This is a genomic window from Treponema sp. UBA6852, from assembly GCA_002449305.1.
GTDB lineage: Bacteria > Spirochaetota > Spirochaetia > Treponematales > Treponemataceae > Treponema_D.
On the sequence record DKDI01000009.1, the window covers coordinates 1 to 22,209 of the forward strand.

General features: G+C 37.5%; 20 protein-coding genes and 1 tRNA gene. 7 read left to right on the forward strand and 14 right to left on the reverse strand.

The genetic code is table 11. From position 1 onward, the window contains the following. Positions 1-93: 93 nt before the first annotated feature. Positions 94-699, forward strand: coding sequence for a bifunctional phosphoserine phosphatase/homoserine phosphotransferase ThrH (gene thrH / locus B3209_RS02310; RefSeq protein ID WP_296665280.1), 606 nt, complete (start codon positions 94-96; stop codon positions 697-699). A 117-nt stretch (positions 700-816) separates the two neighbouring features. On the opposite strand, the gene B3209_RS02315 is transcribed toward thrH, so the two are convergent. The 4 genes from B3209_RS02315 to B3209_RS02330 all read right to left on the reverse strand — a co-directional run bounded on the left by B3209_RS02315 (position 817) and on the right by B3209_RS02330 (position 6,603). Further along, entirely contained in the window at positions 817-2,496 is a 1,680-nt protein-coding gene (locus tag B3209_RS02315; protein ID WP_296665281.1) for a formate--tetrahydrofolate ligase, read from the reverse strand. Next, positions 2,489-3,298 (reverse strand): pseudouridine synthase, encoded by an 810-nt coding sequence (locus tag B3209_RS02320; RefSeq protein ID WP_296665283.1) that lies wholly within the window; start codon positions 3,296-3,298, stop codon positions 2,489-2,491. The genes B3209_RS02315 and B3209_RS02320 overlap by 8 nt, the downstream gene beginning before the upstream one ends. A 96-nt stretch (positions 3,299-3,394) precedes the next feature. Next, positions 3,395-4,894 carry a hypothetical protein gene (locus tag B3209_RS02325; RefSeq protein ID WP_296665285.1) on the reverse strand — a complete coding sequence of 500 codons (1,500 nt, stop codon included), beginning with the start codon at positions 4,892-4,894 and terminating at the stop codon, positions 3,395-3,397. After that, positions 4,873-6,603, reverse strand: coding sequence for an adenylate/guanylate cyclase domain-containing protein (locus B3209_RS02330; RefSeq protein WP_296665287.1), 1,731 nt, complete (start codon positions 6,601-6,603; stop codon positions 4,873-4,875). The genes B3209_RS02325 and B3209_RS02330 overlap by 22 nt, the downstream gene beginning before the upstream one ends. A gap of 82 nt (positions 6,604-6,685) precedes the next feature. Between B3209_RS02330 and murJ the strand changes: the two genes are divergently transcribed. After that, positions 6,686-8,296, forward strand: a complete 1,611-nt coding sequence (gene murJ, locus B3209_RS02335; protein WP_296665289.1) for a murein biosynthesis integral membrane protein MurJ — start codon at positions 6,686-6,688, stop codon at positions 8,294-8,296. A gap of 18 nt (positions 8,297-8,314) precedes the next feature. Next, positions 8,315-9,448: a M24 family metallopeptidase gene (locus B3209_RS02340; protein WP_296665291.1), complete on the forward strand. Its 1,134-nt coding sequence runs from the start codon at positions 8,315-8,317 to the stop codon at positions 9,446-9,448. Here B3209_RS02340 and B3209_RS02345 read toward each other — a convergent pair. Further along, complete coding sequence (locus B3209_RS02345) at positions 9,445-10,461, reverse strand: Gx transporter family protein (RefSeq protein ID WP_296665294.1); 1,017 nt, start codon at positions 10,459-10,461, stop codon at positions 9,445-9,447. The two genes, B3209_RS02340 and B3209_RS02345, sit on opposite strands and share 4 nt — an antisense overlap. Further along, positions 10,461-12,533, reverse strand: a complete 2,073-nt coding sequence (locus tag B3209_RS02350) for a tRNA uridine-5-carboxymethylaminomethyl modification enzyme MnmG/GidA (protein ID WP_296665296.1) — start codon at positions 12,531-12,533, stop codon at positions 10,461-10,463. Before B3209_RS02350 ends, B3209_RS02345 begins: the two co-directional genes overlap by 1 nt. 262 nt (positions 12,534-12,795) lie before the next feature. Here B3209_RS02350 and B3209_RS02355 point away from each other — a divergent pair, with 262 nt between their 5' ends. Next, positions 12,796-12,993: a ferredoxin thioredoxin reductase catalytic beta chain gene (locus tag B3209_RS02355; RefSeq protein ID WP_288984750.1), complete on the forward strand. Its 198-nt coding sequence runs from the start codon at positions 12,796-12,798 to the stop codon at positions 12,991-12,993. Positions 12,994-13,007: 14 nt separating this feature from the next. Further along, positions 13,008-13,316, forward strand: a complete 309-nt coding sequence (gene trxA / locus B3209_RS02360) for a thioredoxin (protein ID WP_296665298.1) — start codon at positions 13,008-13,010, stop codon at positions 13,314-13,316. A 44-nt stretch (positions 13,317-13,360) separates the two neighbouring features. Here trxA and B3209_RS02365 read toward each other — a convergent pair whose 3' ends face one another. The 4 genes from B3209_RS02365 to B3209_RS02380 form a co-directional block, all read right to left on the reverse strand. Continuing rightward, the gene (locus tag B3209_RS02365) at positions 13,361-15,046 is read right to left on the reverse strand and encodes a glycoside hydrolase family 3 protein (protein WP_296665300.1); all 1,686 of its coding nucleotides are present in this window, start codon (positions 15,044-15,046) and stop codon (positions 13,361-13,363) included. A 156-nt stretch (positions 15,047-15,202) separates the two neighbouring features. Further along, positions 15,203-15,274: transfer RNA gene (locus B3209_RS02370), tRNA-Cys, on the reverse strand. A gap of 49 nt (positions 15,275-15,323) precedes the next feature. Next, on the reverse strand, positions 15,324-15,605 hold the full coding sequence (locus tag B3209_RS02375; RefSeq protein WP_296665302.1) for a hypothetical protein: 282 nt from the start codon (positions 15,603-15,605) through the stop codon (positions 15,324-15,326). After that, on the reverse strand, positions 15,595-16,134 hold the full coding sequence (locus B3209_RS02380; RefSeq protein ID WP_296665304.1) for an NUDIX hydrolase: 540 nt from the start codon (positions 16,132-16,134) through the stop codon (positions 15,595-15,597). Before B3209_RS02380 ends, B3209_RS02375 begins: the two co-directional genes overlap by 11 nt. A gap of 78 nt (positions 16,135-16,212) precedes the next feature. Between B3209_RS02380 and B3209_RS02385 the strand changes: the two genes are divergently transcribed. Both B3209_RS02385 and B3209_RS02390 read left to right on the forward strand, forming a co-directional pair. Continuing rightward, complete coding sequence (locus B3209_RS02385) at positions 16,213-16,614, forward strand: hypothetical protein (RefSeq protein WP_296665305.1); 402 nt, start codon at positions 16,213-16,215, stop codon at positions 16,612-16,614. A 3-nt stretch (positions 16,615-16,617) separates the two neighbouring features. Then, positions 16,618-17,628, forward strand: coding sequence for a radical SAM protein (locus B3209_RS02390; protein WP_296665307.1), 1,011 nt, complete (start codon positions 16,618-16,620; stop codon positions 17,626-17,628). 8 nt (positions 17,629-17,636) lie between these two features. On the opposite strand, the gene B3209_RS02395 is transcribed toward B3209_RS02390, so the two are convergent. The 4 genes from B3209_RS02395 to B3209_RS02410 form a co-directional block, all read right to left on the reverse strand. Then, positions 17,637-18,791 (reverse strand): ATP-grasp domain-containing protein, encoded by a 1,155-nt coding sequence (locus B3209_RS02395; RefSeq protein ID WP_296665309.1) that lies wholly within the window; start codon positions 18,789-18,791, stop codon positions 17,637-17,639. Next, positions 18,779-20,386, reverse strand: coding sequence for an NAD(P)/FAD-dependent oxidoreductase (locus tag B3209_RS02400; protein WP_296665310.1), 1,608 nt, complete (start codon positions 20,384-20,386; stop codon positions 18,779-18,781). The genes B3209_RS02395 and B3209_RS02400 overlap by 13 nt, the downstream gene beginning before the upstream one ends. Positions 20,387-20,621: 235 nt before the next feature. Beyond that, positions 20,622-21,866 (reverse strand): hypothetical protein, encoded by a 1,245-nt coding sequence (locus tag B3209_RS02405; RefSeq protein WP_296689731.1) that lies wholly within the window; start codon positions 21,864-21,866, stop codon positions 20,622-20,624. After that, the gene (locus B3209_RS02410; protein ID WP_296689733.1) at positions 21,823-22,053 is read right to left on the reverse strand and encodes a hypothetical protein; all 231 of its coding nucleotides are present in this window, start codon (positions 22,051-22,053) and stop codon (positions 21,823-21,825) included. Before B3209_RS02410 ends, B3209_RS02405 begins: the two co-directional genes overlap by 44 nt. Between the last annotated feature and the right edge of the window lie 156 nt (positions 22,054-22,209).

Genomic DNA, 22,209 nt, shown 5'->3' on the forward strand with positions numbered 1-22,209 from the left:
GCATATTTATGCAAATTTAACAGAAAAACGTTTGAAAATTGCACAATGATTCCGATTCTGATAAAATAAGGCAAAATTTATTCGGAGAAAAATATGTACATTACATGCTTAGACTTAGAGGGCGTTCTTGTTCCTGAAATTTGGATTGCATTTGCGAAGGCTTCTGGAATTCCAGAACTTACACGCACAACACGCGACGAGCCGGACTACAACAAGCTCATGAACTGGAGAATTGGAATTCTAAAAGAGCACAAACTTGGACTAAAAGAAATTCAGGAAGTAATTGAAAAAATTGATCCGCTTCCGGGCGCAAAAGAATTTCTTGACGAGCTTAGATCAATCTGCCAGACAATAATAATCAGCGACACATTCACGCAGTTCGCTTCTCCGCTGATGAAAAAACTCGGACAGCCTACAATTTTCTGCAACTCGCTTGAAGTTTCTACTTCCGGGGAAATCACAGGATTTAAAATGCGCATTGAAAATTCCAAGCTGACAACTGTAAAAGCTCTTCAGTCAATCGGATACGACACAATCGCTTCTGGAGACAGCTACAACGACCTTGGAATGATTAAGGCGAGCAAGGCAGGATTTTTATTTAAAAGCACAGATAAAATAAAGTCGGAAAATCCAGACCTTCCAGCGTTTGAAGAATACAGTGAACTTCTTGACGCGATAAAAGCCCAGCTAAAGAAATAAACTGTGAAAGTTGTCATTATCGGGCAGCGACCCCGATAATCAATGAAAAGCTACAATATGAAATTCCAGACCTAGTTTGCTTCGCAAACATTGCGAAGCAAACTAGAGGAGTTGCTCCTAGAACAGTCCTGAAATTATTCCGTTGTCATCAACATCTATATTCAGCGCGGCAGGAGTTTTCGGAAGTCCTGGCATATCAACAATGTCGCCTGCAAACGCAACAACGAATCCCGCTCCAGAATAAAGCTGAACATCGCGAATTGGGAACACATAATCTTTTGGCGCGCCCTGTAAAGATTTGTCGTGGCTTATTGAATTCTGGGTTTTTGCCATGCAGATTGGAAGCGAACCGAATCCCTGCTCTTCAAACTGCTTGAGTTTTTTCAAAGCCTTTCCTTCAAATTCAACAGAAGAAGCCCTGTAAATTTCCTTTGCAAGAATTTCAATTTTTTCTTTAAGAGAAATATCAAGCGGATAAATATTTTTGAATTCGCAAGGAGAATCACAAAGCTCAACAACTTTATGCGCAAGGTCAGCAGCCCCATCTCCGCCTTTTTCCCAGCCCTCGCAGACTACGGCATTACATCCATTTTCCGAGCAAAGTTTTTTTACAAGCTCAATTTCTGAATCTGTATCTGTAATAAATTTATTAATAGCAACTGCGACAGGCACTCCGAATTTTTTCATATTCTCAATGTGAGTCTTTAGATTTGCAAAACCAATTTCAACAGCCGGAATATTTTCAGCTCCAAGGTCTGCTTTTGCAACACCACCGTGCATTTTTAGAGCGCGTACTGTGGCAACGATTACAGCGGCATTTGGAGAAATTCCATTCATGCGACATTTTATGTCAAAGAATTTTTCAGCTCCAAGGTCGGCGGCAAAACCAGCTTCTGTAACAACATAGTCTCCAAGAGCAAGCGCGCAAAGTGTGGCATTGATAGAATTGCAGCCGTGGGCAATATTCGCAAACGGTCCGCCATGTATAAACGCAGGATTTTTTTCAAGTGTCTGAACTAAGTTCGGGCGTATTGCATCTTTTAAAAGCGCGGCGACAGCTCCAGTACAGCCAAGGCTTCCGAATGTAACAGGATTCTTGCTGTAGTCTGCGCCGATTGTAATTTTTGAAATACGCTCTTTTAATTCTGAAATTGTTTTTGACAGACAGACAATCGCCATTATTTCGCTTGCAACTGAAATCTGAAAATGGCTTTCACGCGGAACGCCATCGATTTTTCCGCCAAGTCCGACAATAACATTTCTAAGAGAACGGTCATTCAAGTCCACACATCTTTTCCAAGAAATTGTGCGAGGATCGATGTTTAAAGAATTCCCCTGCTGAATATGGTTGTCAATAAGCGCCGCCATAAGATTGTTTGCAGCTGTGATTGCATGGATGTCGCCAGTAAAATGAAGATTGATGTCTTCCATTGGAACAACCTGCGCATATCCGCCGCCGCAAGCTCCGCCTTTTATTCCAAAGCAAGGACCAAGAGAAGGCTCGCGCAAAGCAATTACAGATTTTTTTCCGATTTTTCTAAGACCGTCGCCAAGCGCAATTGTTACAGTTGATTTTCCTTCGCCAGCAGCAGTCGGAGTCATCGCAGTAACCAAAATAAGTTTTCCGCGGGAAGAAGAGTCAAGCGATTTTTTCTGCAAGGCATTGAGTTTTTCAAAGGAAATTTTTGCTTTGTAGTTTCCGTAAAGCTCCAAAGATTCCCGGCCAATTCCAATTTTTTCTGCGATTTTTTCAACTGGCTCCATTACATTTTTCTGGGCAATTTCAATGTCAGTCATTTTTTTCCTCTACGTCTAAAAGTCTTATCTCTTCCTTTGTGAGCGGTCTGTAGTTTCCTTCTTCCAAAGTTTCGTCCAAAAAAAGATTATTGATTCTTATTCTTTTTAAGTAAACAACTTCGTTTCCCAAAGCTTTGAAAATCCGCTTTACTTCGTGGAATTTTCCTTCCGTAACAGTAAGGCAGCAAACTTCTGAAGGATTTTCGCTAGTCTTGGTATAATACTGATTTTTTTCTTTCCATTCAATTACGGCAGGACGGCAATCAGCTTCTCCGTCTTTTCCTTCCGCTTCAATGTGAAGTCCGCAGGCAAGTTTTTTTTCGTAACTGAGTTTTTCCAAATCATCAACTGAATCACGCAAATAAACAAGATATGTCTTTGGAACTTCATACTTTGGAAATGTAACCCGGTGAATTAAATTTCCATCGCTTGTAATAACAAGAAGCCCTTCTGTGTCCGCGTCAAGTCTTCCAACTGTGCTAAGATTTCCGCCCGGATATTTTCTGTTGTCTTCCAAAGAAATATATTCAAAAACAGTTTTTCTTCTGTCGGATTTTGTAGAGCAAACCGCGCCGCAAGCCTTGTTCATCATAAAGTATGCATTCTGTTCAACAGTAAGAATTTTTCCGTCCACAAGAATCTCGTCGCAGTTTCCGTCTGCATGAAATTCTGGTTCTCTTACAATAATCCCATTTACAGAAATTTTTCCGCTTCTTATAAGACGCTTTACATCCCGGCGCGTTCCAATTCCATTGTTTGAAAGTATTTTATCAAGACGTTCCGTGTTTTTTAAATCAGACATTTCTTTAACCTAATTTTTAACTATGAAAAAAACAATGCAGCGCAAACAACACAAAATGCCGCCGCACTGCAAAAAAATATAAAATTTTATTTTCGCTTATTTTTTAGCTTTTGGATTTACCGGCTCTTCAAAAATAATTCTGTCGCCAGTTCTTATTTTTAGTCCGCCGCCAAAAGCAAGATTTGACAAAACATATTTTCCGTCGTCGTTCAAAGAAATTTCTCCAATTGCAATTTTGTCTTTTCCGCGCCAAAGTGAACAAGGGAAAATAAAATCGCGGTATTCAGGATTAGTGAAAATGCCACGGCTAAATTCGGAAACATAAATTTCTGTGCCAGAAAAATCTCCTTGCTTCGCAATAATTCCGTTGGCAGTAGTTTTTCCAAAAGGTTCTGAACAAATCGCTTCAAGAAATTCATTGTAATCTGAAGAAACGCGTTCATAATTATTTTCCACGGAAGTTTTTTCCGCAATGAGCCTGTTGACTTCAGAAACACTTGCAACTGAAATTTGATTTCCGGCAGTGTATGAATAACGCTTCATCGAGCGCACAAAAGAAGCAACCGCATTTTCATCTTTAAATGGAAGCATCTCCAAAAGCTCTGAAATTTTTTCAATTGAATCATACAAATCTCTTTGAATTTCAAATACTTCTTTAAATTCTTCAGACGCATCCTCAGAAACAGGAATTTCAATATCCTCGTAAACCGGCCCTGTGTATTCATCAGTGAAATCTTTTGCAACTTGAACAAGAGTCTTTGCATCCGGGTTGTCTTTTGGAATCGGCGGATCATACTGATTGATTGTAAATGCAAGAAGCTCTTCCTGCCGCTTTAAATCTTCAGCCTGAGTCTGCTTCAAAAGATTTCTTGAATCTTCAAGGCGAGCTTCATAGTCATTGATAATTTTTTCTTTTTCCTTTTCATGCAAAAAACGTTCACTGTTTATAATCGCCTTTTGCTTTTCCGCTTCCTGAACTCTTGTTGCATCAAATTCATTCCGCTGCTCTGTATACATTTTTAACTCGTCATTGTAGTTTGCAATGAACTTGTTGTATTTTTCCAAGGAAGCCAAATCAGCTTTGTAAGTCTGCTCAATCTGCTGTTCTTGCTGAAGACGCCGGTTTTTATTTTTAATATTCAATGCGGCAAGTGATTTCAATGCGGCGGCACGGATTCCTTCGATTCGCTCGATTTCTGCATTGCGCTGCTCTTCAATCGCTTTTTTTGCATTTTCAATCTCGTGGATTTTTTGGTCAATGTCATTTACTTTGTTCAGCAAGCTAGTAAGATTCAAGCTTTTAAATTCGCTCACTTCAACTTTTATTTCTCTGTTTGAATTTGAAACAAAAAGCACAAGAAAAACTGTAATCGCAAAAACAACTCCAAAACAAATAAGAAGCCTAAGCCACATATTTTGCCACATAAACGAAAAGCTGTTTTTCTTTGTCTTTGAAAATTCATCTTCTATGCTGAAAGAATCCTGCTTGTTGTCCATTGCAATTCTGTTGAGCTCATTTTCAAGAAGAAGCGCAACTTCCTTGTGAACATTTACAGCCGCAGGAACCATTGAATTTATTTTGTTGTCATTGTCCATATTCCACTCCAGTCTTCTGGTGAAGATTTCATTCCGATTCTTTCAAGGAAAACTTTTGCAACATCCAAGCCTGATTTTTTAAACTCAGCTCTTGCAGCTTTCCAATCACCGTCATAATAAGCCTTTAGTCCGTATTCAAAAATTTTAAATTTCTCGTCAAGTTCTTCAAACTTCCATTCTTCAAGAGAGCATTCTTTATCAAGCGGGAAATAAATTTTCACACCTTCAGTTTTTCCTTTAACTTGGACTGTATCAATTTCATAAAATTTATAGCGCGAAGCAGCTTCATTGTCGCGAAGAGTTTCTTCCATAATATACGAACTTACAATCACTGGAACTTTGTAAATTCTTGTAAGGCCTTCCAATCTTGAAGCTGAGTTTACATTGTCGCCAATTACAGTGTTTGCCATTCGTTTTGAAGAACCGATGTTTCCGTAGAAAACATTTCCTCCGTCAATTCCAACACCAACATCAAGCATTACAGCCTGATAAACACGCTCCTCACTTTCTGTAAGCGGACGTTCTTTTTCAAGGACAGCACGGCGGTCCGACATTTTCTTTCTAAGTTCCGAAGTGACAGCGGTAATTTCCCATGCGGTTTTTATTGCATCATAAGATTTGTTCGTTTCAATATGCTCTTCAATTCCGTAGCTTGCAAGAATCGCATCTCCAATAATTGAGCCGATAATTCCATTGTTATCGCTGACTTTTCTGATAACCGAATCATAATGAACATTCAAAAGTCCGATGATGTCATTCCCCAAAACTTCAGTTCGGTAAGTAAAGCTTTTTATATCGCTGAAAAGAATTGTAAGTTCTCGCTGGCTTCCTTCCAAGCGGATAAACTGCTCTTCATGCGCTTTACGAACGACATTCTCAGGAACAAACTTTTGGAAAATCTGAAGAAGATTTGTTATTGTAGAAGAAAGCGAATTAAAGTTTGCGGCAAGGTAAGTAATGTCGTCGTTCGGAGATTCTGAAATATCAATGAGATTAAGTTTCTTGTCCTGCTGCATTTTGTAAAGCTGTGTTGAAAACTTATTGATATTTGAAAGAAGCCCGTCAAGAATTTTTGTTCCCATAAGAATAAAAAATGCAGACATTATAAGAACAAGCACAACGGTAATCCACAAAACCTGATACATCGCGCGGTTTGTGTCAGCACGGCGGTTTGCTCGGATTATATAAGTGAGCCAGTCCGGATGATATTTGTAAACTCCAAAATATTCATCGCCATCAGGAGAAATAAAAGAAACAGAGCCTTCATGTGTTTCAGAATTTTCCATCATCTCGATGCAATCTTTATCTGTAAAGCGTTTCCATTTTAACTCTTCGTTTGGAGTTGCAAAAAATAAAAGAGAACCGTCTGGATTCACACCAAGTGCAACGCTGTTTTTTTCGTCTTTTGCAAATCCGTTTTTCGCGCTTTGAGCAATTGAATCAATTGAAGTTTCCGTATCCTGCGAATAAGCTTCAATTTGCTTCTGGCTGTTTGCAACGTTGTAAAGTTCCGTGAGTTTGTCAACAAGCACGATATTTGAAAGCTGAATTGTTTTTCTTTGTGAAAGCATAATCGCAACAAGATTTGTTGAAAAAGTGGAAAGCAAAAGCATTGCCACAAAGAAAATAATTATTTTCAATTTTGTAGGAACAATCGGAGTGTCGCCAACATATTGAAAAAACTTTAAATGACGTTTTCCAGTCTTCAAAATTTTCCTCCCGCTGCTCTCCTTTAAAAATAATCCTTTGGTAATTGCTTTATTTTATTAAGCGGATTATTCTATATATTATATGTCTACTTCTCAAAAAAATAAAGAAAAAAATGCGCAAAATTCACTTTTAGCAAAAGGAATTTCACTTTCAATGCTTACTTTGGCTTCAAGAGTTCTTGGACTCGCAAGGGAAATGACAAAGGCACGTTTTTTAGGAACTTCAGCTTTTTCAGATGCGTTTGGAATAGCCTTTATGATTCCGAATCTTTTCCGCAGGCTTTTTGCTGAAAATTCAATTTCCGTTGCTTTTATTCCGACTTTTAAAAATCATCTTGAAGAATGCGGAACTTCAGAGGGAAAACAAAAAACACAGGATTTTATAAACGCAACTTTTACGCTGGTTGTTTTCCTGACATCAGTTTTTGTAATCGCAGGAATTATTTTTGCGCCGTTCATTCTGCGGATTTTTTACGCTGACAAAAATTCAATGGAAGAAGCTGTTGTTTTGACAAGGATAATGTTTCCGTATCTTTTTGTAATTTCCGTGGCAGCTTTTTTTCAGGGAATTTTAAACGGACTTAAAATATTTTCACCGTCAGGATTCACTCCGATTCTTTTCAATATAATTGTAATTTCATCAACATTCATTCTTTCACGCTTCACGGAAAATCCTGCAAGGGCAATGGCAATCGGTGTAATTTCAGGCGGAACAATTCAGGCTCTTTTTCAGCTTCCGTTCGTTTTAAAAAACAACTGGAAAATAACTTTTGTAAATTTAAAAAAAGCATTTTCAAATGAAGGAAGCAAAAAAGTTTTTGCGCTGATTGGTCCAACAATAATTGGAATGGCAGGCTACCAGATAAATGACATTGTGTCCTCGGCATTAGCAGCGCGCGCAGGGGAAGGAATCGTTTCAAGTCTTCAATATTCACTCAGGCTTCAAGAATTGATTTTGGGAATTTGCGCCGTAACAATCGGAACTGTAATTCTTCCAGACTTGACCGGATTTGCAAAAAAAAATCTGTGGGAAAATTTTAACACGCTTTTAATTCAGTCAATAAAAATTATGGCGTTAATTGCAATTCCTGTAACTTTTTATTCACTTGCAATGGGCGAAAACATTATCACGTTAATTTTTGCAGGCGGAAAATTCAATTCTGAATCAACCAAAATGACTGTTGAAGTTTTTAACTTTCACATTGCAGGACTTTTTTTTATTGCCGTAAACAGAATTGTTTCTCCAGCATTTTATGCTCAGCAGAACACAAAGAGTCCCACAATTGCAGGACTTATAAATTTCGCCGTGAACATTGCGCTAGCTTCAATTCTTTCTATTAGATTTAAGGGAAAAGGAATTGCTCTGGCACTCACAATTGCAAGCGCGGCAAACACATTGATGCTTTTTGTTTTTTTAAGAAGAACAAAATCAATTCATGTTGGAAATATTTTAAAGCTTGCAGTTTTGTATGCAATAAAAATTGCGGCATTTTCGGTAATTGCAGTTATTCCGGTTGTTCTGACAAAAAACTATTTTATAAATTTTTTCAGCGGAAATCCAAGAATCATTTCGCAAGGAATTCCTGTTTTTATAACTGCGGCAATTTTTGGAGCAATAGGACTTGTGCTTCTTTTTATTTCAAAAGATTCACTTTTAAAAATAGCATTTGAAAAAATTTCAAGGCGAAAATAAACTTTCAGAGGAAAAAAAATGAATTTCAATTTAAAGCAAATTTATGAAGACAGACGAAAAAAGGTCAGCGAATATTTAAAGCAAAACAATATCAAGGCGGCAATCTTTGAAGATTCTGAACAGAGAAGAGATGTTGCCGTGCGTTATCTTTGCGGACATCCAAGCGACGCATCTTTAATTATTTTGGATAATGGAAAATCTTTTTTAATTCCGTGGGATGAAAATTTAGCAAAAGACAAAGCGTTTGCAGATGAAATAATTCCTTCTGAAAAATTTAAAAGAAGTTACATAAATGCAGCAAAAGAAATTTTAACATCAACCATTTCTGAAAAAAAATCAAAACTCTGCATTTCTCCAGAAACTCCATACATTCAGTTTAAAAAGTATTCAGAAAAACTTGAAAGTTTTAAAATATACGCTGAAGAAAATTCTGCACACGACTTTGTAAAATCACTTCGCGCAATAAAAGACAACTATGAAATTGAATGTACAAAAAAAGCAGCTGCAATCACAGATGAAATGACAAAAATTATTGTGGAAAATTTGCGTCAAGGAAAAATAAAAACAGAAACGGATGTCGCGCTTTTTGCAGAACGGGAGCTAAGAATAAAAGGCGCAGAACGCACAAGTTTTGACACACTCGCCGCAGGACCAGATCGAAGTTTTGCAATTCACGCATTCCCGGGATACACACAAGGAAACTGGGGAACTCAAGGATTGTCAATTTTGGATTATGGAGTTTGCTACGAAGGCTACGCAAGCGACTGCACAATCACAATTGCAAAAGGCCCGCTTTTGAAAGAACAAGAAGAGCTTTTAAAAGCCGTGCAAGAAGCCGCTGATGAATGCAAAAAACTTTATATGCCGAACGAAAAAATTTCACACGCAGTAAAAAAAGCTGATGAAATTTTTGCAAAAATAAACAGAACTATGCCGCACGGACTGGGGCACGGAACAGGCCTTGAAATTCACGAAGAGCCATTTGTAAGCATGAGAGCAAACGAAAATGATGTTTTCGAAGCTGGAAATATCATAACACTTGAGCCTGGACTTTATGATAAAAATCTTGGCGGAACTCGTCTTGAAAATGACATTCTAATAACAGAAACTGGCAATGAAGTTTTAACGCACTCAGAAATTTTTAGAATTTAAATTTCATTCCGCCAAACTTTGCAAAGCCGGCTGTCAATTTGATAAATAAAATTTTCTTTTGTCAGCCGGATTTTTATCTCTGACAGTTTTGAAAAACAAGACATAATATTAGAAAAAAACTTTCCTACTCTGCCGGGAAAAAAAATGTTTTTTGAAATTAAAAACTGCGACACAAAAACAAAACCGCAAAGTCGCCCGCCCTTTACAAGTCCTAAAATCAAAGCCCCCAAAGTTATATTCAAGTTTCCAAAAGTAAATAAAATTTTTCCATGCGGAGAAAACAATGAAAAAAGAACAACAAAAAAAATCAAAAACATAGATGGCAAAATTTTCAAAGTTCTTTTTTTTATAAAGACTAAAATGGCAAAAAACAGAACAACAAAATAAATTTCAAAAACTGAATTTCTGAAAATCAGAATTGCAAAACCAATTGCAGAAATAAAAATATTAAAAAAATTCATCTTTTCACTTTCTGAAAACGCCGAATCAATTCTTGCTGGAGTTCCAATAACAAGCTCTTTAAACCAAACTGATTTTCTGCAAAATCTTCCTGTAAAAATTCCAAGAGCTAACGAAGTGCAAAATGAAACACAAAGCATTGGAGGAGCAATAAATTTCACATTCGAGCCAAACATAAAAATACCGGCTAAAAAAATCTGCGCAATATTATTTGCAAGTCCGCCGCAAACAGAAATTCCAATAAAAGAAATTTTGTTTCTAAAAATAAAATATGCAAGCATCATGGAAATTCCGGAAGCAACAGAACCTGCAAAGGAAAAAATAAAAACATAAGAAAACAAAGTTCCGGTTATAATTGCCTGCAAAAAAATTTTTAATAAAACAAGCATCAATGTTTCTTGTTTTTTCAAAACCGGAAGACTTATCAAAATCGGAAGATTTGCAAATCCAATTTTAAAGAAAGGCAATGGCTTTGGAACTGCATATTCTACAGCAGAAAGAAAAAAACAAAGAGCAGAAAAAAAAGCAATTTTATTCCAGTCGATTTTTTTCATTAGCGAAGATAAACCATCAAAAGCATTATGTCGCTGTTTCTAATTCCGCTTATTCTTGAAGCCTGTCCCAAAGTAAGAGGCCGAATTTTTTCAAGTTTTGCGCGGCTTTCTGAAGACAATGCGACAATTTTTGAATAATCAAAATCCAAAGGAATTCTTGCGTTTTCCATGCGATGCATTTTTGCAACTCTAGAATCCTGTTTTTCAATATAATAGCGGTACTTAAAATCTTCCTGCGCCAAAATCCATTCAAGGCAGTTAAAGTTTCCAGGATTTTCAGCATCTGGATGCTTGCTCAAAAATTCAAGTGCTTCATCAACTTTCTGATATTTCAAATTCATTTGTTCAAACTGAGCCTTTGAAATAAGACCTGCATCAAAGCCTTTTTTCCGCAATCGTCTGTCAGCAGTGTCATGCCTAAGCTTAAGCCTGTATTCAGCTCGGGCTGTAAACATTCTATAAGGCTCTTTTGTTCCAAGCGTAACAAGGTCATCAATAAGCACGCCAATGTAAGCTTCATCACGACCAAGGACAAGCGGCTCGTAAGACGGAATTTTTTCAAAAGAATCAAAGCCAAATTCTTTTTGTGTTTCCATCAATTTTCTGGATAAAGATTCAGTTTCATTCGCGGAAATTTCAGCAAAGTTTTTAAGTTCATCAGAATTGAAAACTGGCTTGGGCATAAATCTTCCCGGCTCAGAACTTGCAGGAGAAGACCTAAATGATGAATCAGAAGCGCAAATCGGTCCGCATAATTTTTTATGTTCCCTTGCATAGAGCGCAGCATTTATTCCAGCAACAAGTCCCTGACCTGCAGCTTCTTCATAGCCTGAAGTTCCATTGATTTGCCCGGCATTAAAAAGACCTGCAACACGTTTTGTTTCAAGAGAAGGAAAAAGCTGTGTCGGCTCAATATAGTCATACTCAACAGCATACCCCGGGCGGCTTACAACACAATTTTCAAACCCAGGCATAGTCCGCAAAAAAGCATCTTGAACTTCTTCCGGCAAACTGGAACTTAATCCGTTAAGATAAATCTCATCAGTTTCAAGACCTTCCGGCTCAACAAAAAGCTGATGTCTGTTCCGCTCAGCAAAACGCATAACTTTGTCTTCAATGCTCGGACAATAGCGAGGACCAACTCCGCTGATTTTTCCAGAATACAATGGCGAGCGGTTTATATTTTCCCTGATTATTTTATGAGTTTCTTCATTTGTATAAACCAAATGGCACGGCACCATCGGACGTTCAATTTTTTCATCATCAAAGCTAAAAGGAACAATTTCTTTATCTCCTTCCTGAAGTTCAAATTTTGAAAAATCAACTGTATGCTTTAAAATCCGCGGAGGAGTTCCTGTCTTAAGCCGGCCTGTTGTAAATCCAAGACGGCTCAAACTTTCAGTCAAGCCAAATGCGCCAGTCTCGCCTAAACGTCCGCAGGGAGCATCGTATTCACCGATAAAAATTCTTCCGCCTAAAAAAGTTCCCGTTGTAAGAACTGCAGCCCGGCAAGGAATAATTCTTCCACGCTCTGTAACTACACCGATAATTTTTTGCCTCATTCCGCTACGGCAAGCTTGTGTCGCAAAAGTGTATGAAGAGCCTGAACGTTTTTCTCCTGGAATCGAGCCTGCTTCCATAGAACCAGAACTGTCTTTTGGCAACGGCACATCCGAAGCTACAGTCAAAACATCAACAACAGTGTCCATCAAAGTTGAAAGATTCTCCGTAGATTCCACAACATGGCGCGCAAGAGATGAATAAACAATTTTGTCTGCTTGTGAACGAGGAGCCTGAACTGCAGGACCGCGGCTTTTGTTCAGCATTCTAAATTGAATCATTGAGCGGTCAATCAATTTTCCCATCTCTCCTCCAAGAGCATCAATTTCCCGGACAATATTTCCTTTTGCAATTCCGCCGATTGAAGGATTGCAGCTCATTCTTCCAATTGAGTCAATCGACTGTGTAATTAAAATCGTCTTTAGTCCCATTCTAGCGCAAGCAAGGGAAGCTTCAATTCCAGCATGACCTCCGCCGCAAACCGCTACATCGAATGAATCATAAAAAGCCATAGTTCCTCTATTTAAAAAAGCGGGAAGTTTTTAAAAGCAGAATTTTTCAGCGTAAAATAAAAACTCAAAAGCCCGAATCTTCAATTTTCTAAATGTGCCAAGTATACCAAATTTTAAACTTAAATGGAAGAAACACATTTTACAAGCAGCATTTAGAATCAACTTGTCTTACGCGAAAACATTTTGTATCTTTTATTATGACAGAAAAATTTGCACAAGATTTTTTAAGAAACATGATTTATTCAATTTATTTGGAGGAAAAATGAAAATAACTGAAAATCCAAATTCTGAAATTGCGCAAACTGTAAAAGAAGGCTTAAAACAAAAAGGCGGCTACTGTCCGTGCAGAGTTGAAAAAACTCCAGACACAAAATGTATGTGCAAGGAATTCAGAGACCAGATAAAAGATCCTGACTTTGAAGGATTTTGCCATTGCATGCTTTATTATAAATCAAAATAATTTTGGAGGAAATTATGGAAGTAAAAATCACAGAATCAAATTTCAAAGAAGAAGTTTTAAATTCAAACAAGCCGGTTCTTGTTGACTTTTGGGCTACTTGGTGCGGACCTTGCAGAATGCTGTCTCCCGTAATTGAAGAAATCGCGGCGGAAAAATCAGAAAATTTAAAAGTTGGAAAAGTAAATGTCGATGAAGAGCCAGCTCTTGCAACACAATTTGGAGTTGTAAGCATTCCGATGCTTGTGCTTTTTAAAAACGGCAAAGCAGTAAAAACCAGCGTTGGTTATCAGCCAAAAGATGAAATTCTAAAATTCATAGAATAGCATTTAAAATCCGCCTGAAGATTTTTTATCGTTAGACGGATTTTTTAACGCTTTAAAGGAATAATTCCCTGCGGAACAAATTCTCCGCTCAAAGCTCCGAACAAAGCCGCAAACGAATAACTTGAGTAGCTGTATCCGCAAAGGATTGTGTCCGCCCAATCAAAATCATCAAGAACAAAAACCGGAGACATAATAGAAAGAATAACAATCCGCTTGTCCATGTAGCGCAAACGTTTCGCAATATTCGCCGTGTGCTTGTCGTAAACACAGATAATAATTGTATCATAGCTATCCGCCACGGAAACTAAAGAAGCCGCATTCCAATTATCAAAATTGCTATTGTCGTTTTTTAATTCATAGCTGAAATGAAAAGTCGAAACATTTGGATAACGTTTTCGACCTTCACTATAAAGCGAAAGAAAAGGACCTGCTATTAAAACGCGCTCACCTTCTGCAGGCTTCAACGGCAAAGCTGAACCTTGTTTGTAAACGCTCACTGAACGGCAGGCTTGCTCAAGAAAAAATTTTTGACCGTCTTTATCTGGAATGTGCTCAAAAATTGAATTCTCATCAGGATAAAGCGGCGCATGATTTTCACTTTTAAAATAATTTAGTTTGGCAAAAACAACACGCCGGGCAGCATCCTTTACACGTTCTTTAAATTTCGAATTTGTTTTCATCCGCTCAAGATTTCTAGTCCACATATTGTCATAAAGCCCGGCAGTCGTAGAAGAAATTATAATATCGTTTCCTGCTTCAATTGCCATCATTACAGCACGATGAAAAGAGCCTGCAAACAAAGTCGCTCCGTTCATCATCATGTCATCAGTAATTATAAGACCATCGTAATTCATCTGGCGGCGCAAAATATCAGTCAGAAATTTTTTAGAAAGGCTTGCAGGAGTTCCGTCGCTTTCAATCTGAGGAAATGAAAGATGCCCGCTCATAATTGCAGGAATTTTTGCCTTTATCAAATATTCAAAAGGAACAAGCTCACGGTTCACCAAAGTCCGCGCATCAATTTCAATCTGCGGAAGCCTTCCGTGGCTGTCAAGACTCGTGTCGCCATGTCCTGGAAAATGTTTTGCAGTCGGAATAACACCAGCGTCCATTGAACCTGCTGCAAAAGCCTCACCTAAAATTCCAGAATCAACAGGGTCAGAACCAAATGACCGCGGACCAATCACACTTGAATTCAAATTCGTATACAAATCCACAGTAGGAGCAAAATTCATGTTAATTCCAAGCGCACGGATTTCACGGTTTATATAAAAGCCAGAATAATAAGCATCAAGCGGATACCCAGAAGCTCCAATTGCAAGGTTCCCCGGGGTATCAGAAGTTTCACCTTTTACATGGCGAATCCAACCGCCTTCCTGATCTGTAGCAACAAAAAGCGGAATCTTTAAAGGCCTGCTTGCTGCCTCCTGCTGAAGAATCCGCACTGACTTTGCGACTTTTTGAATATTGTCAGTATTCCACCCAAAAACTTTTACACTTCCAAGTCCGCGCTGAGTTACCCAAGAATTCAGCAAATCACTCGGCTCGGCTCCAGCCCAACCGAACATAAGAATCTGCGCAAGAAGTTCTTCATCGCTCATAGAGTCAACAAGCTTCTGAGAAAGTGGTTCTGGCGGAATATCACTCCAAAAATCTATCTTTGCAGAATCAGCAAAAGCAACTGTAAAAATTACTGAACAGAAAAAAAATGCTACAACTTTTAATTTCATTGAGAAAATATTTTAGCTTAAACAGACAAAAAATGCAATTTTATAAAAAAAATGCCGCCCGAAGGCAGCAATATATAAAATCGGATTCCAGCTTTGCTTGTAAAATCCGTAAGCGCAAAAAAAAGATGCCTTAAAAAAGACATCTTCAATTGCGAAAGGCGTCAATCGGAATCGAACCGATGCATAGTGGTTTTGCAGACCAGTCCCTTACCACTTGGGTATGACGCCATAACGTGAAAATACTATAGCAAGAAAAAAGATTCTTGTCTAGTGGAATTTACAATTTTTCAAGACGTTCCTTTAGAACAAGATAAGAGCCCAAAATGCCGCACAAACATACAATTGCAATCACATAAATTTTCAGCGGAATCAAAATAGGAAGAAGTTCAACAAGTGCGCAGAGAAGCAAACTGCTTACAAACGATGCACTGGCTTTTTGAATTTTCTTGCCTTCCTTTTTCATGGCATTTTTTTTCGCTGAAATTTTCATGAAGTAAAAAAGCAAAACGCAAAGATAAACTGCAATTCCTGCAATACAAACAAAAAAACTAGCGCGCATTTTTTATCTCCAGATATTTTAAAAGAGCTTTTTTTGCAGACTCAAATGCCAAAGGAATTTTTTCTATATCCGCCAAAGATTCAGCTTTTATCCATTCAAGTGAAACAACTTCGCTTTGCTGAGTTTTAAATTCAAAATTAGAAGGCAAAGACGCTGAATAAAACATATCGCAGGTTTTATAAATTATTTTTTTGTAAACATAAGTATTTGGAAAAGCTCCAACAAATTTTATATTTTCAGGCACAACTCCAATTTCTTCTGAACACTCACGCATTGCACTTTTTTCAGGTTCTTCATCAGGTTCACAAAATCCTCCGGGAAATGCAAGGAAATTTTTTCTAGGTTCTTTTGCCCGGCGTTCAAAAAGAATTTCATGTTTTTCATTTTCAAGAATTACGCCCACAGCAGAAGCGACATTATTAAAAAGTTCAAGTCCGCAGTCAGGACAACACCATTGCCTTCCATTCAAAAGCGTTTGGATTTTTTTTGAGCTGCAATCAGGACAAAAATTAAATTTATTATTTTCCATAAAAAATATTATAGCACAAAACAAACGCAATGAAAAACTGCTATTTTATTTTTTACAAATTAAATGTATATTTACTTCATGGATAACATTCAAAAATTTTTTTCAGATGTTCAAAAAATCAAAAAACATTACCGTTCAGAAAATCCTGTTTATGACGGAAAAAAAGTCTGCATTCAAATTCAAAATTTATTTTCAAACTCAAATAGAAATTTAAAGTCGCTAGCAGATGCTTTTTCTGATTACTGGATGAATAAATACATTTTAAATTCAAGTCAGCTAGAAAACGAACCTACAGAAGAGCACGTAAAAATTCTTGGAGCAATGCAGGCTCTCATAGACAATGACGTTTCTTCAACAGAAGCTTTGAGCAATGACGACTGGAAAGAACTTTGCCAAATTACAAATTGCGAGGCAGAAGAAATTCCAATTGAAACTTTAAACAATATGATGATGATTTTTTTAGACAAGCAGGCAATGTAATCAATGGAAAATAACTTTTACCAGCAATGTGTTCAGTGCCCAAGAAAATGCAAGTCAGACAGAAGTAATGGAAAAACGGGATTCTGCGGAGAAACAGAAAATTTGAAAATCGCTTCTGCAGGATTGCATTTTGGAGAAGAACCGCTAATCACAGTTTTCGGCGGAAGCGGAACAATATTTTTTACAGGTTGCACTTTAAAATGCGCATTCTGCCAAAACTATCAGATAAGCCAGCAAGGAATGGGCGCAAATGTAGATGAAAAAGAATTTGCAGAAATTTGTCTCAAGCTTCAAGAGCTGGGAGCAGAAAATATAAATTTAGTTACAGGAAGCCATCACATTTCAAAAATCGCGCAGTTCCTAGAAATCGCAAAAAATTCAGGGCTTAAAATTCCAGTTGCATGGAATTCCAGTGCTTATGAATCAGTTGAAGCTCTTGAGCTTTTAAAAGATGTCGTTGATATATGGCTTCCGGATTTTAAAACAATCAGCAGTGAAGCAAGCAAAAAACTTTTTATGGCAGAAGATTATCCGCTTGTTGCAAAAAAAAGCATCAGTTGGATGATAAAAAATTTTCCGCTTGAAATAGAGGAAGTTTCAAAAAACGCTGAAAAGAAAGAAAAAATAAAAGGCGGCGTTATAATAAGACATCTTGCCTTGCCTGGAAAAATTGATGACACAATTTTTGCGCTTGAATGGCTGAAAAAAAATGCTGACGGAAAAAGCTGCATTTCACTTATGTCGCAGTACACGCCAGTTCCATTCAACTCAAAAACCGAAGCAGAAAAAAACTGGAGAGAAAATTCACTTAGCACTTTTGAAAATCGTTTAATCAGCAAAGACGAAGATGAAATCCTACGCGACATTATTGAAGCTTATAACTTTGAATATTTGTTCTATCAAGATTTAAGCGACGACACAAGCTGGCTTCCAGATTTTAACAAAACACAGCCTTTCAGCAATGCGCTTGCAAAACCAGTCTGGCACTGGAAAGAAAAATTTTTAAAAAACTGATTTTTAACTTACTTTTTCCAAAACTCAATATGCTCGCTGCCGATTAAAAGTGAATCTAAAATTTCTTTTTCAACAGGTGATTTATGATGCGCAATTACAACTGCGATTCTGCTTGCGGAACTTGAAGGACATTCAGGAACAAAGTCTTTCTTGTGCTTATAAATATTTTTTTTTCCTGAAAGAAGATTATAGCTGTCGTTGAAAATTTTTCCGCTTTTTGTAGGAAGATAATTGAACTGAGAAAGGCAATTTTCATCCGAAGAAAAAATATTATTTCCATTTTGTTCAAAAACATTCAGCACTGCGCTAGCATAAACATTTTTTTTGCAGCACTTTAAAAGCTCTTCAATTCCACCGCCAATTCTAGGCGCAAAATCAATCGGAACAAGAGTGTCTTCCTGGTCTTCAATAAAATCAAACTGTCCAAACGAAATATTTTCTTTTTCAAATAAAACATCGCACCATTTTTCAAGGGCTACTTTTATTTCTGTGCTAGGATTTAAAAGCTGATAAACCGCAGTGCACGGCGTTCCATGAATAAAAACAATTTCTTTTTTGCAAAGTCGGACTAAAGAAACATTTCCTTTAAAATAAAAAATGTCCGCACTGTATTCTTTTCCCAAAATATATTCTGTAACAAGCGCATTTTTATTTTCAATTTCAAAAAGTTTTAACGCACGGTTATTCACATTTCGGGCATTAAAAATAAATTTTTCAACTTCACCAATATTTTCTTTGCTTGCAATTTTTATTCCGTAGCCAGAAAAAAGTCCGTCGGGTTTTACAATTATACTTTTTCCAGTTTGATTAACAAAATCTTTTGCCAGCTGAATCGAATCAAAAATTCTTGGAACTTTAAAATAGTTCAACAAGTCATAAAGTTTTTTTTTGGAGCGTGAAGCCAGCAATGCGTTTTTTGAAATTTTACAACTCTCAATATTTTTTATACATTCAGAAATCCAATATTCAGACAGAGGAACAACAATTTTATTTTCTGGAATTTTATCAGTAAATTCTATTTTTTCTTTTTCTGGAATTTCTTGATACTTGAGCATATAGGGAACTTCCGCAAAAAAGGCTTCAATTCCAATACTCAAAAAAGCTTCTCGTATTTCGTCCAAGCCAAAAACAAAAGAAGCCCCGGCTAAAACTATTTGCTCCATTGCAATGCAATCCTTTCACAGGCATTTTCACCGTCCATTGCAGAACTTACAATGCCGCCAGAGTATCCGCTTCCTTCTCCAGCCGGAAAAAGATTTCGCAAACCAATGCACTCAAACTTTTCCTTGCTGCGCAGAATTCTTATAGGAGTACTTGTGCGTGTTTCCGAAGCAATCAAAAGCGCATCATTGCAGACAAAGCCTTTCATCAGCTTGTTGAATTCTACAAAAGCTTTTTCAAGGCGATTTGAAATCTGAGCAGGAAGCCATTTATCCAAACGACTTGCAACAACACCTGGAGCATAACTTGCAGGCGGAAGAGTTTCACTTGCCTTGTGTTTCAAAAAATCCACAAGACACTGAGCCGGAGCTTTTTGACCTTTTCCATTTTCAAAAGTTTTCTGTTCAATAAATTTTCTAAAAAGGAGACCTGCAATTTTTTCAGTTCCAATTGATTTTGCTTCTTCAACAAATTCCAAAGGAATATCTTCTGGACGAATTTCTACGACAATTGCCGAGTTGCTCCACTTGCTATTGCGTCCTGCGGCAGACATTCCGTTTACGACAATTTCGTTAGGGCCAGTGCTGCTTGGAACAACAAAACCTCCGGGGCACATACAAAAACTGTAAACACCGCGACCGTCAATTTGTGAAGTGAGCCTGTATTCCGCAGCTCCAAGCTCCTGTTTTTTTTCTCCGTGAAACTGAATTGAATCAATCAAAGTTCTTGGATGCTCAACACGAACACCCATTGCAAAAGTTTTTGCTTCAAGAGATTCCGGGGAAATTTTTGCAAGCAAAGCATAAATGTCAGATGCTGAATGTCCTGTTGCCAAAAGAACTGCATCCGCAAAAATATTTTTTGTTTCCCCCTGATTTTTTACAACAACACCTTTTACAATTTTTTCATCGCCGGATTTTTCTAAAATGAAATCAACACATTCAGTATCAAAAAGAAATTCTCCGCCCTTTTGCAAAATAAAATTCCGAATGTTGTTTACAATTGCCGGAAGCTTGTCTGTGCCGATGTGCGGATGAGCGTCTGTAAGAATTTTTTTGTCCGCCCCGAAATGCTCAAAAATTTTTAAAATGCCATTTATATTTCCGCGCTTATTGCTGCGTGTGTAAAGTTTTCCATCGCTAAAAGTTCCAGCTCCGCCTTCGCCAAAACAATAGTTCGAATTTTCATCCACAATTCCAGTTGTGCTTATCATGGCGATGTCGCGTTTTCGTTTTGAAGTTTCGCTGCCACGCTCAATAACAACCGGCTTGATTCCATGCTCCAAAAGTTTCAGTGCGCCAAAAAGTCCTGCAGGTCCAGAACCTATTATGGCGACAGATTTTTTTCCGTCCGCAGTTTTCCAGTCAGGCAAAGCAAATTCATCAGCAGGATTTTCTCCGATGTAAACTTTGTAGCGCAAAAAAAATTTAATATTTCTATGGCGCGCGTCAATCGATTTTTTTACAAATACAGTTGAAATATCTTTTTCTTCAAAACTGATTCCTTGTTTTTTTAATGCAAGGCGGATTTCTTTTTGTATGAATTTTTCGTCTTTTTCTTTTTCTGGCTGAATCGCAATGGAAACTTCTTTTATCATGCAGACAGTTTATATAGAAAAGAAAGAGGAATCAACAACCACAAAAAAATCTTCGGGTCAAGCTAGAAGATGGCATTCTTTGCCTAAATATGACAAGTTTATTTTAATTCGGCAATAATGATTTTATGTCATACTCCGGCTTGACCGGAGTATCACGTGCGTCCTGTCATTAATGTACCCTAAGATGACAAAACGACTTACTGTCATTACCGTGCCTGACACGGTAATCTAAAAACTAAAAATCCAATGCAAGCGAGCCGTCTGCTCCTGACTTCCATTTCTTGAGCCCGAAATCAGAGCTTGCAGAAACATAAGCGTTAAGCATATCAATCAGAGTGCCGCTGTACGAAAGTGTCTGCGCGCTCTTGCATTCCGATGTTGTGCCGGCAACAACAGAAGAAGTCGGACTATTTGTGTCAAAGTAGCCGCAGCCGGTGATTTTCGATGGGTCTGGAATGCAGATTTCGGCAGTATATGCATTAGTTTTGCTTATATAGGCAATTTGATTTTCAGCAGTTCCGCCACGGTCTATGTTGTCTTTAAACCAGTAGCAGTTTTTCAAATAGCCGTCTGTTCTTGCGGCGATTGCACCAGAAATATAGCTTAATTGTGTACTCGTGTCTTTAACGGAGTTTGTTTTTATCTGCACAGCACTTATAGCATTTTCTATAGTTCCATAGTTTATTGCACATATTCCGGCAGTTTTCTGATAAGAGTCATTCCAGTTAAAAGTCAATTGATTTTCTATATTACCGGTTACAAAGCAGTTTACTACTTTTCCACTTTCAGTATTAACTTTGCATATTCCTGCGGTGTCACTTTTTGTACCTATGGAAATATCTGCCTTTACAATGCAGTTTTTTATATTTCCATAGTTGTATGTACAAATCATTCCTCCGCGGCTCATTCCACGGTCGCTAAGGTCTCCTGAACAAGTCTGATTAACAACAAGATTTTCAATTGTTCCGTAGTTGTCAAAAAAAAGACCAAACATCTGGCTGCCAAGTCCATCTTCTCTTTTTGTTATATTGTATGAAATTGTTTTTCCATTTCCATTAAATGTGCCCTTAAACGGCATATTGTTACTCTCTGCATAGTCGTCTGTAATTGATTTTACAAATCCAATCGGCTGCCAGTCATCCGCACAATCTGCCAAATCAACATCATCCGCAAGCGTAATCGTTATACCTTCAAAGTCGCTTCCGGCATTTACCAATTCACAAAGTTTTACCATGTCAGTGGAAGAAAGAACAACCAGTTTTTTATAAGAAGGCGTAGAATCAAATGCGGAAACTACAGGCTGTAAAGACAAAGAACAATCCGTGTTTTCACCTTTTTCAACAGTCGCGTCAGCAGTTCCCCAGCCAACAACAAGGTCGCCTTCATTAGAATCAAATGCTTTAGCTTCTATTATATACTCTCCGGGGTTAAGTTCATCAAATTCTATTACCCCCCCCCGAAAACTCAGTTTTTTTGTCAACAATCTTAGAGTTCAAACTTATGGTTACAACAAATTTATCAGCCTTGTCCTGACTAAAAGAATAGCGCGCGCTTCCCGGCAAGACAACACGCACAGAGCCGCCTTCACCAGAAGAGCCGGACATATTCATGCACGAAGAAAGCACAAACAAAAATGCAAATAAAGCAGGAAAAATAAATTTCTTCATAAAATACCTCCAGTAGTTTTTATTCACAATACATATTTTATATTATGATTCAGTTCTTTTGCAAATGTCAACTTTTTACAAAAGAAATTTAATTTTTTTATATGCAACTGCCATTGTATATCTCATAAGTATCGTTTATGTCATTTTCAGGCTTGA

Excerpts from the sequence above, each read along its gene's own strand:
- B3209_RS02340 (WP_296665291.1), top strand. The coding sequence starts at position 8,315 with ATGAATTTCAATTTAAAGCAAATTTATGAAGACAGACGAAAAAAGGTC.
- B3209_RS02380 (WP_296665304.1), bottom strand. The coding sequence starts at position 16,134 with ATGGAAAATAATAAATTTAATTTTTGTCCTGATTGCAGCTCAAAAAAA.
- B3209_RS02395 (WP_296665309.1), bottom strand. The coding sequence starts at position 18,791 with ATGGAGCAAATAGTTTTAGCCGGGGCTTCTTTTGTTTTTGGCTTGGAC.
- B3209_RS02355 (WP_288984750.1), top strand. The coding sequence starts at position 12,796 with ATGAAAATAACTGAAAATCCAAATTCTGAAATTGCGCAAACTGTAAAA.
- B3209_RS02400 (WP_296665310.1), bottom strand. The coding sequence starts at position 20,386 with ATGATAAAAGAAGTTTCCATTGCGATTCAGCCAGAAAAAGAAAAAGAC.
- murJ (WP_296665289.1), top strand. The coding sequence starts at position 6,686 with ATGTCTACTTCTCAAAAAAATAAAGAAAAAAATGCGCAAAATTCACTT.
- B3209_RS02325 (WP_296665285.1), bottom strand. The coding sequence starts at position 4,894 with ATGGACAATGACAACAAAATAAATTCAATGGTTCCTGCGGCTGTAAAT.
- B3209_RS02365 (WP_296665300.1), bottom strand. The coding sequence starts at position 15,046 with ATGAAATTAAAAGTTGTAGCATTTTTTTTCTGTTCAGTAATTTTTACA.
- B3209_RS02390 (WP_296665307.1), top strand. The coding sequence starts at position 16,618 with ATGGAAAATAACTTTTACCAGCAATGTGTTCAGTGCCCAAGAAAATGC.
- B3209_RS02345 (WP_296665294.1), bottom strand. The coding sequence starts at position 10,461 with ATGAAAAAAATCGACTGGAATAAAATTGCTTTTTTTTCTGCTCTTTGT.
- B3209_RS02410 (WP_296689733.1), bottom strand. The coding sequence starts at position 22,053 with ATGAAGAAATTTATTTTTCCTGCTTTATTTGCATTTTTGTTTGTGCTT.
- B3209_RS02350 (WP_296665296.1), bottom strand. The coding sequence starts at position 12,533 with ATGGCTTTTTATGATTCATTCGATGTAGCGGTTTGCGGCGGAGGTCAT.
- trxA (WP_296665298.1), top strand. The coding sequence starts at position 13,008 with ATGGAAGTAAAAATCACAGAATCAAATTTCAAAGAAGAAGTTTTAAAT.
- B3209_RS02320 (WP_296665283.1), bottom strand. The coding sequence starts at position 3,298 with ATGTCTGATTTAAAAAACACGGAACGTCTTGATAAAATACTTTCAAAC.
- thrH (WP_296665280.1), top strand. The coding sequence starts at position 94 with ATGTACATTACATGCTTAGACTTAGAGGGCGTTCTTGTTCCTGAAATT.
- B3209_RS02315 (WP_296665281.1), bottom strand. The coding sequence starts at position 2,496 with ATGACTGACATTGAAATTGCCCAGAAAAATGTAATGGAGCCAGTTGAA.
- B3209_RS02385 (WP_296665305.1), top strand. The coding sequence starts at position 16,213 with ATGGATAACATTCAAAAATTTTTTTCAGATGTTCAAAAAATCAAAAAA.
- B3209_RS02375 (WP_296665302.1), bottom strand. The coding sequence starts at position 15,605 with ATGCGCGCTAGTTTTTTTGTTTGTATTGCAGGAATTGCAGTTTATCTT.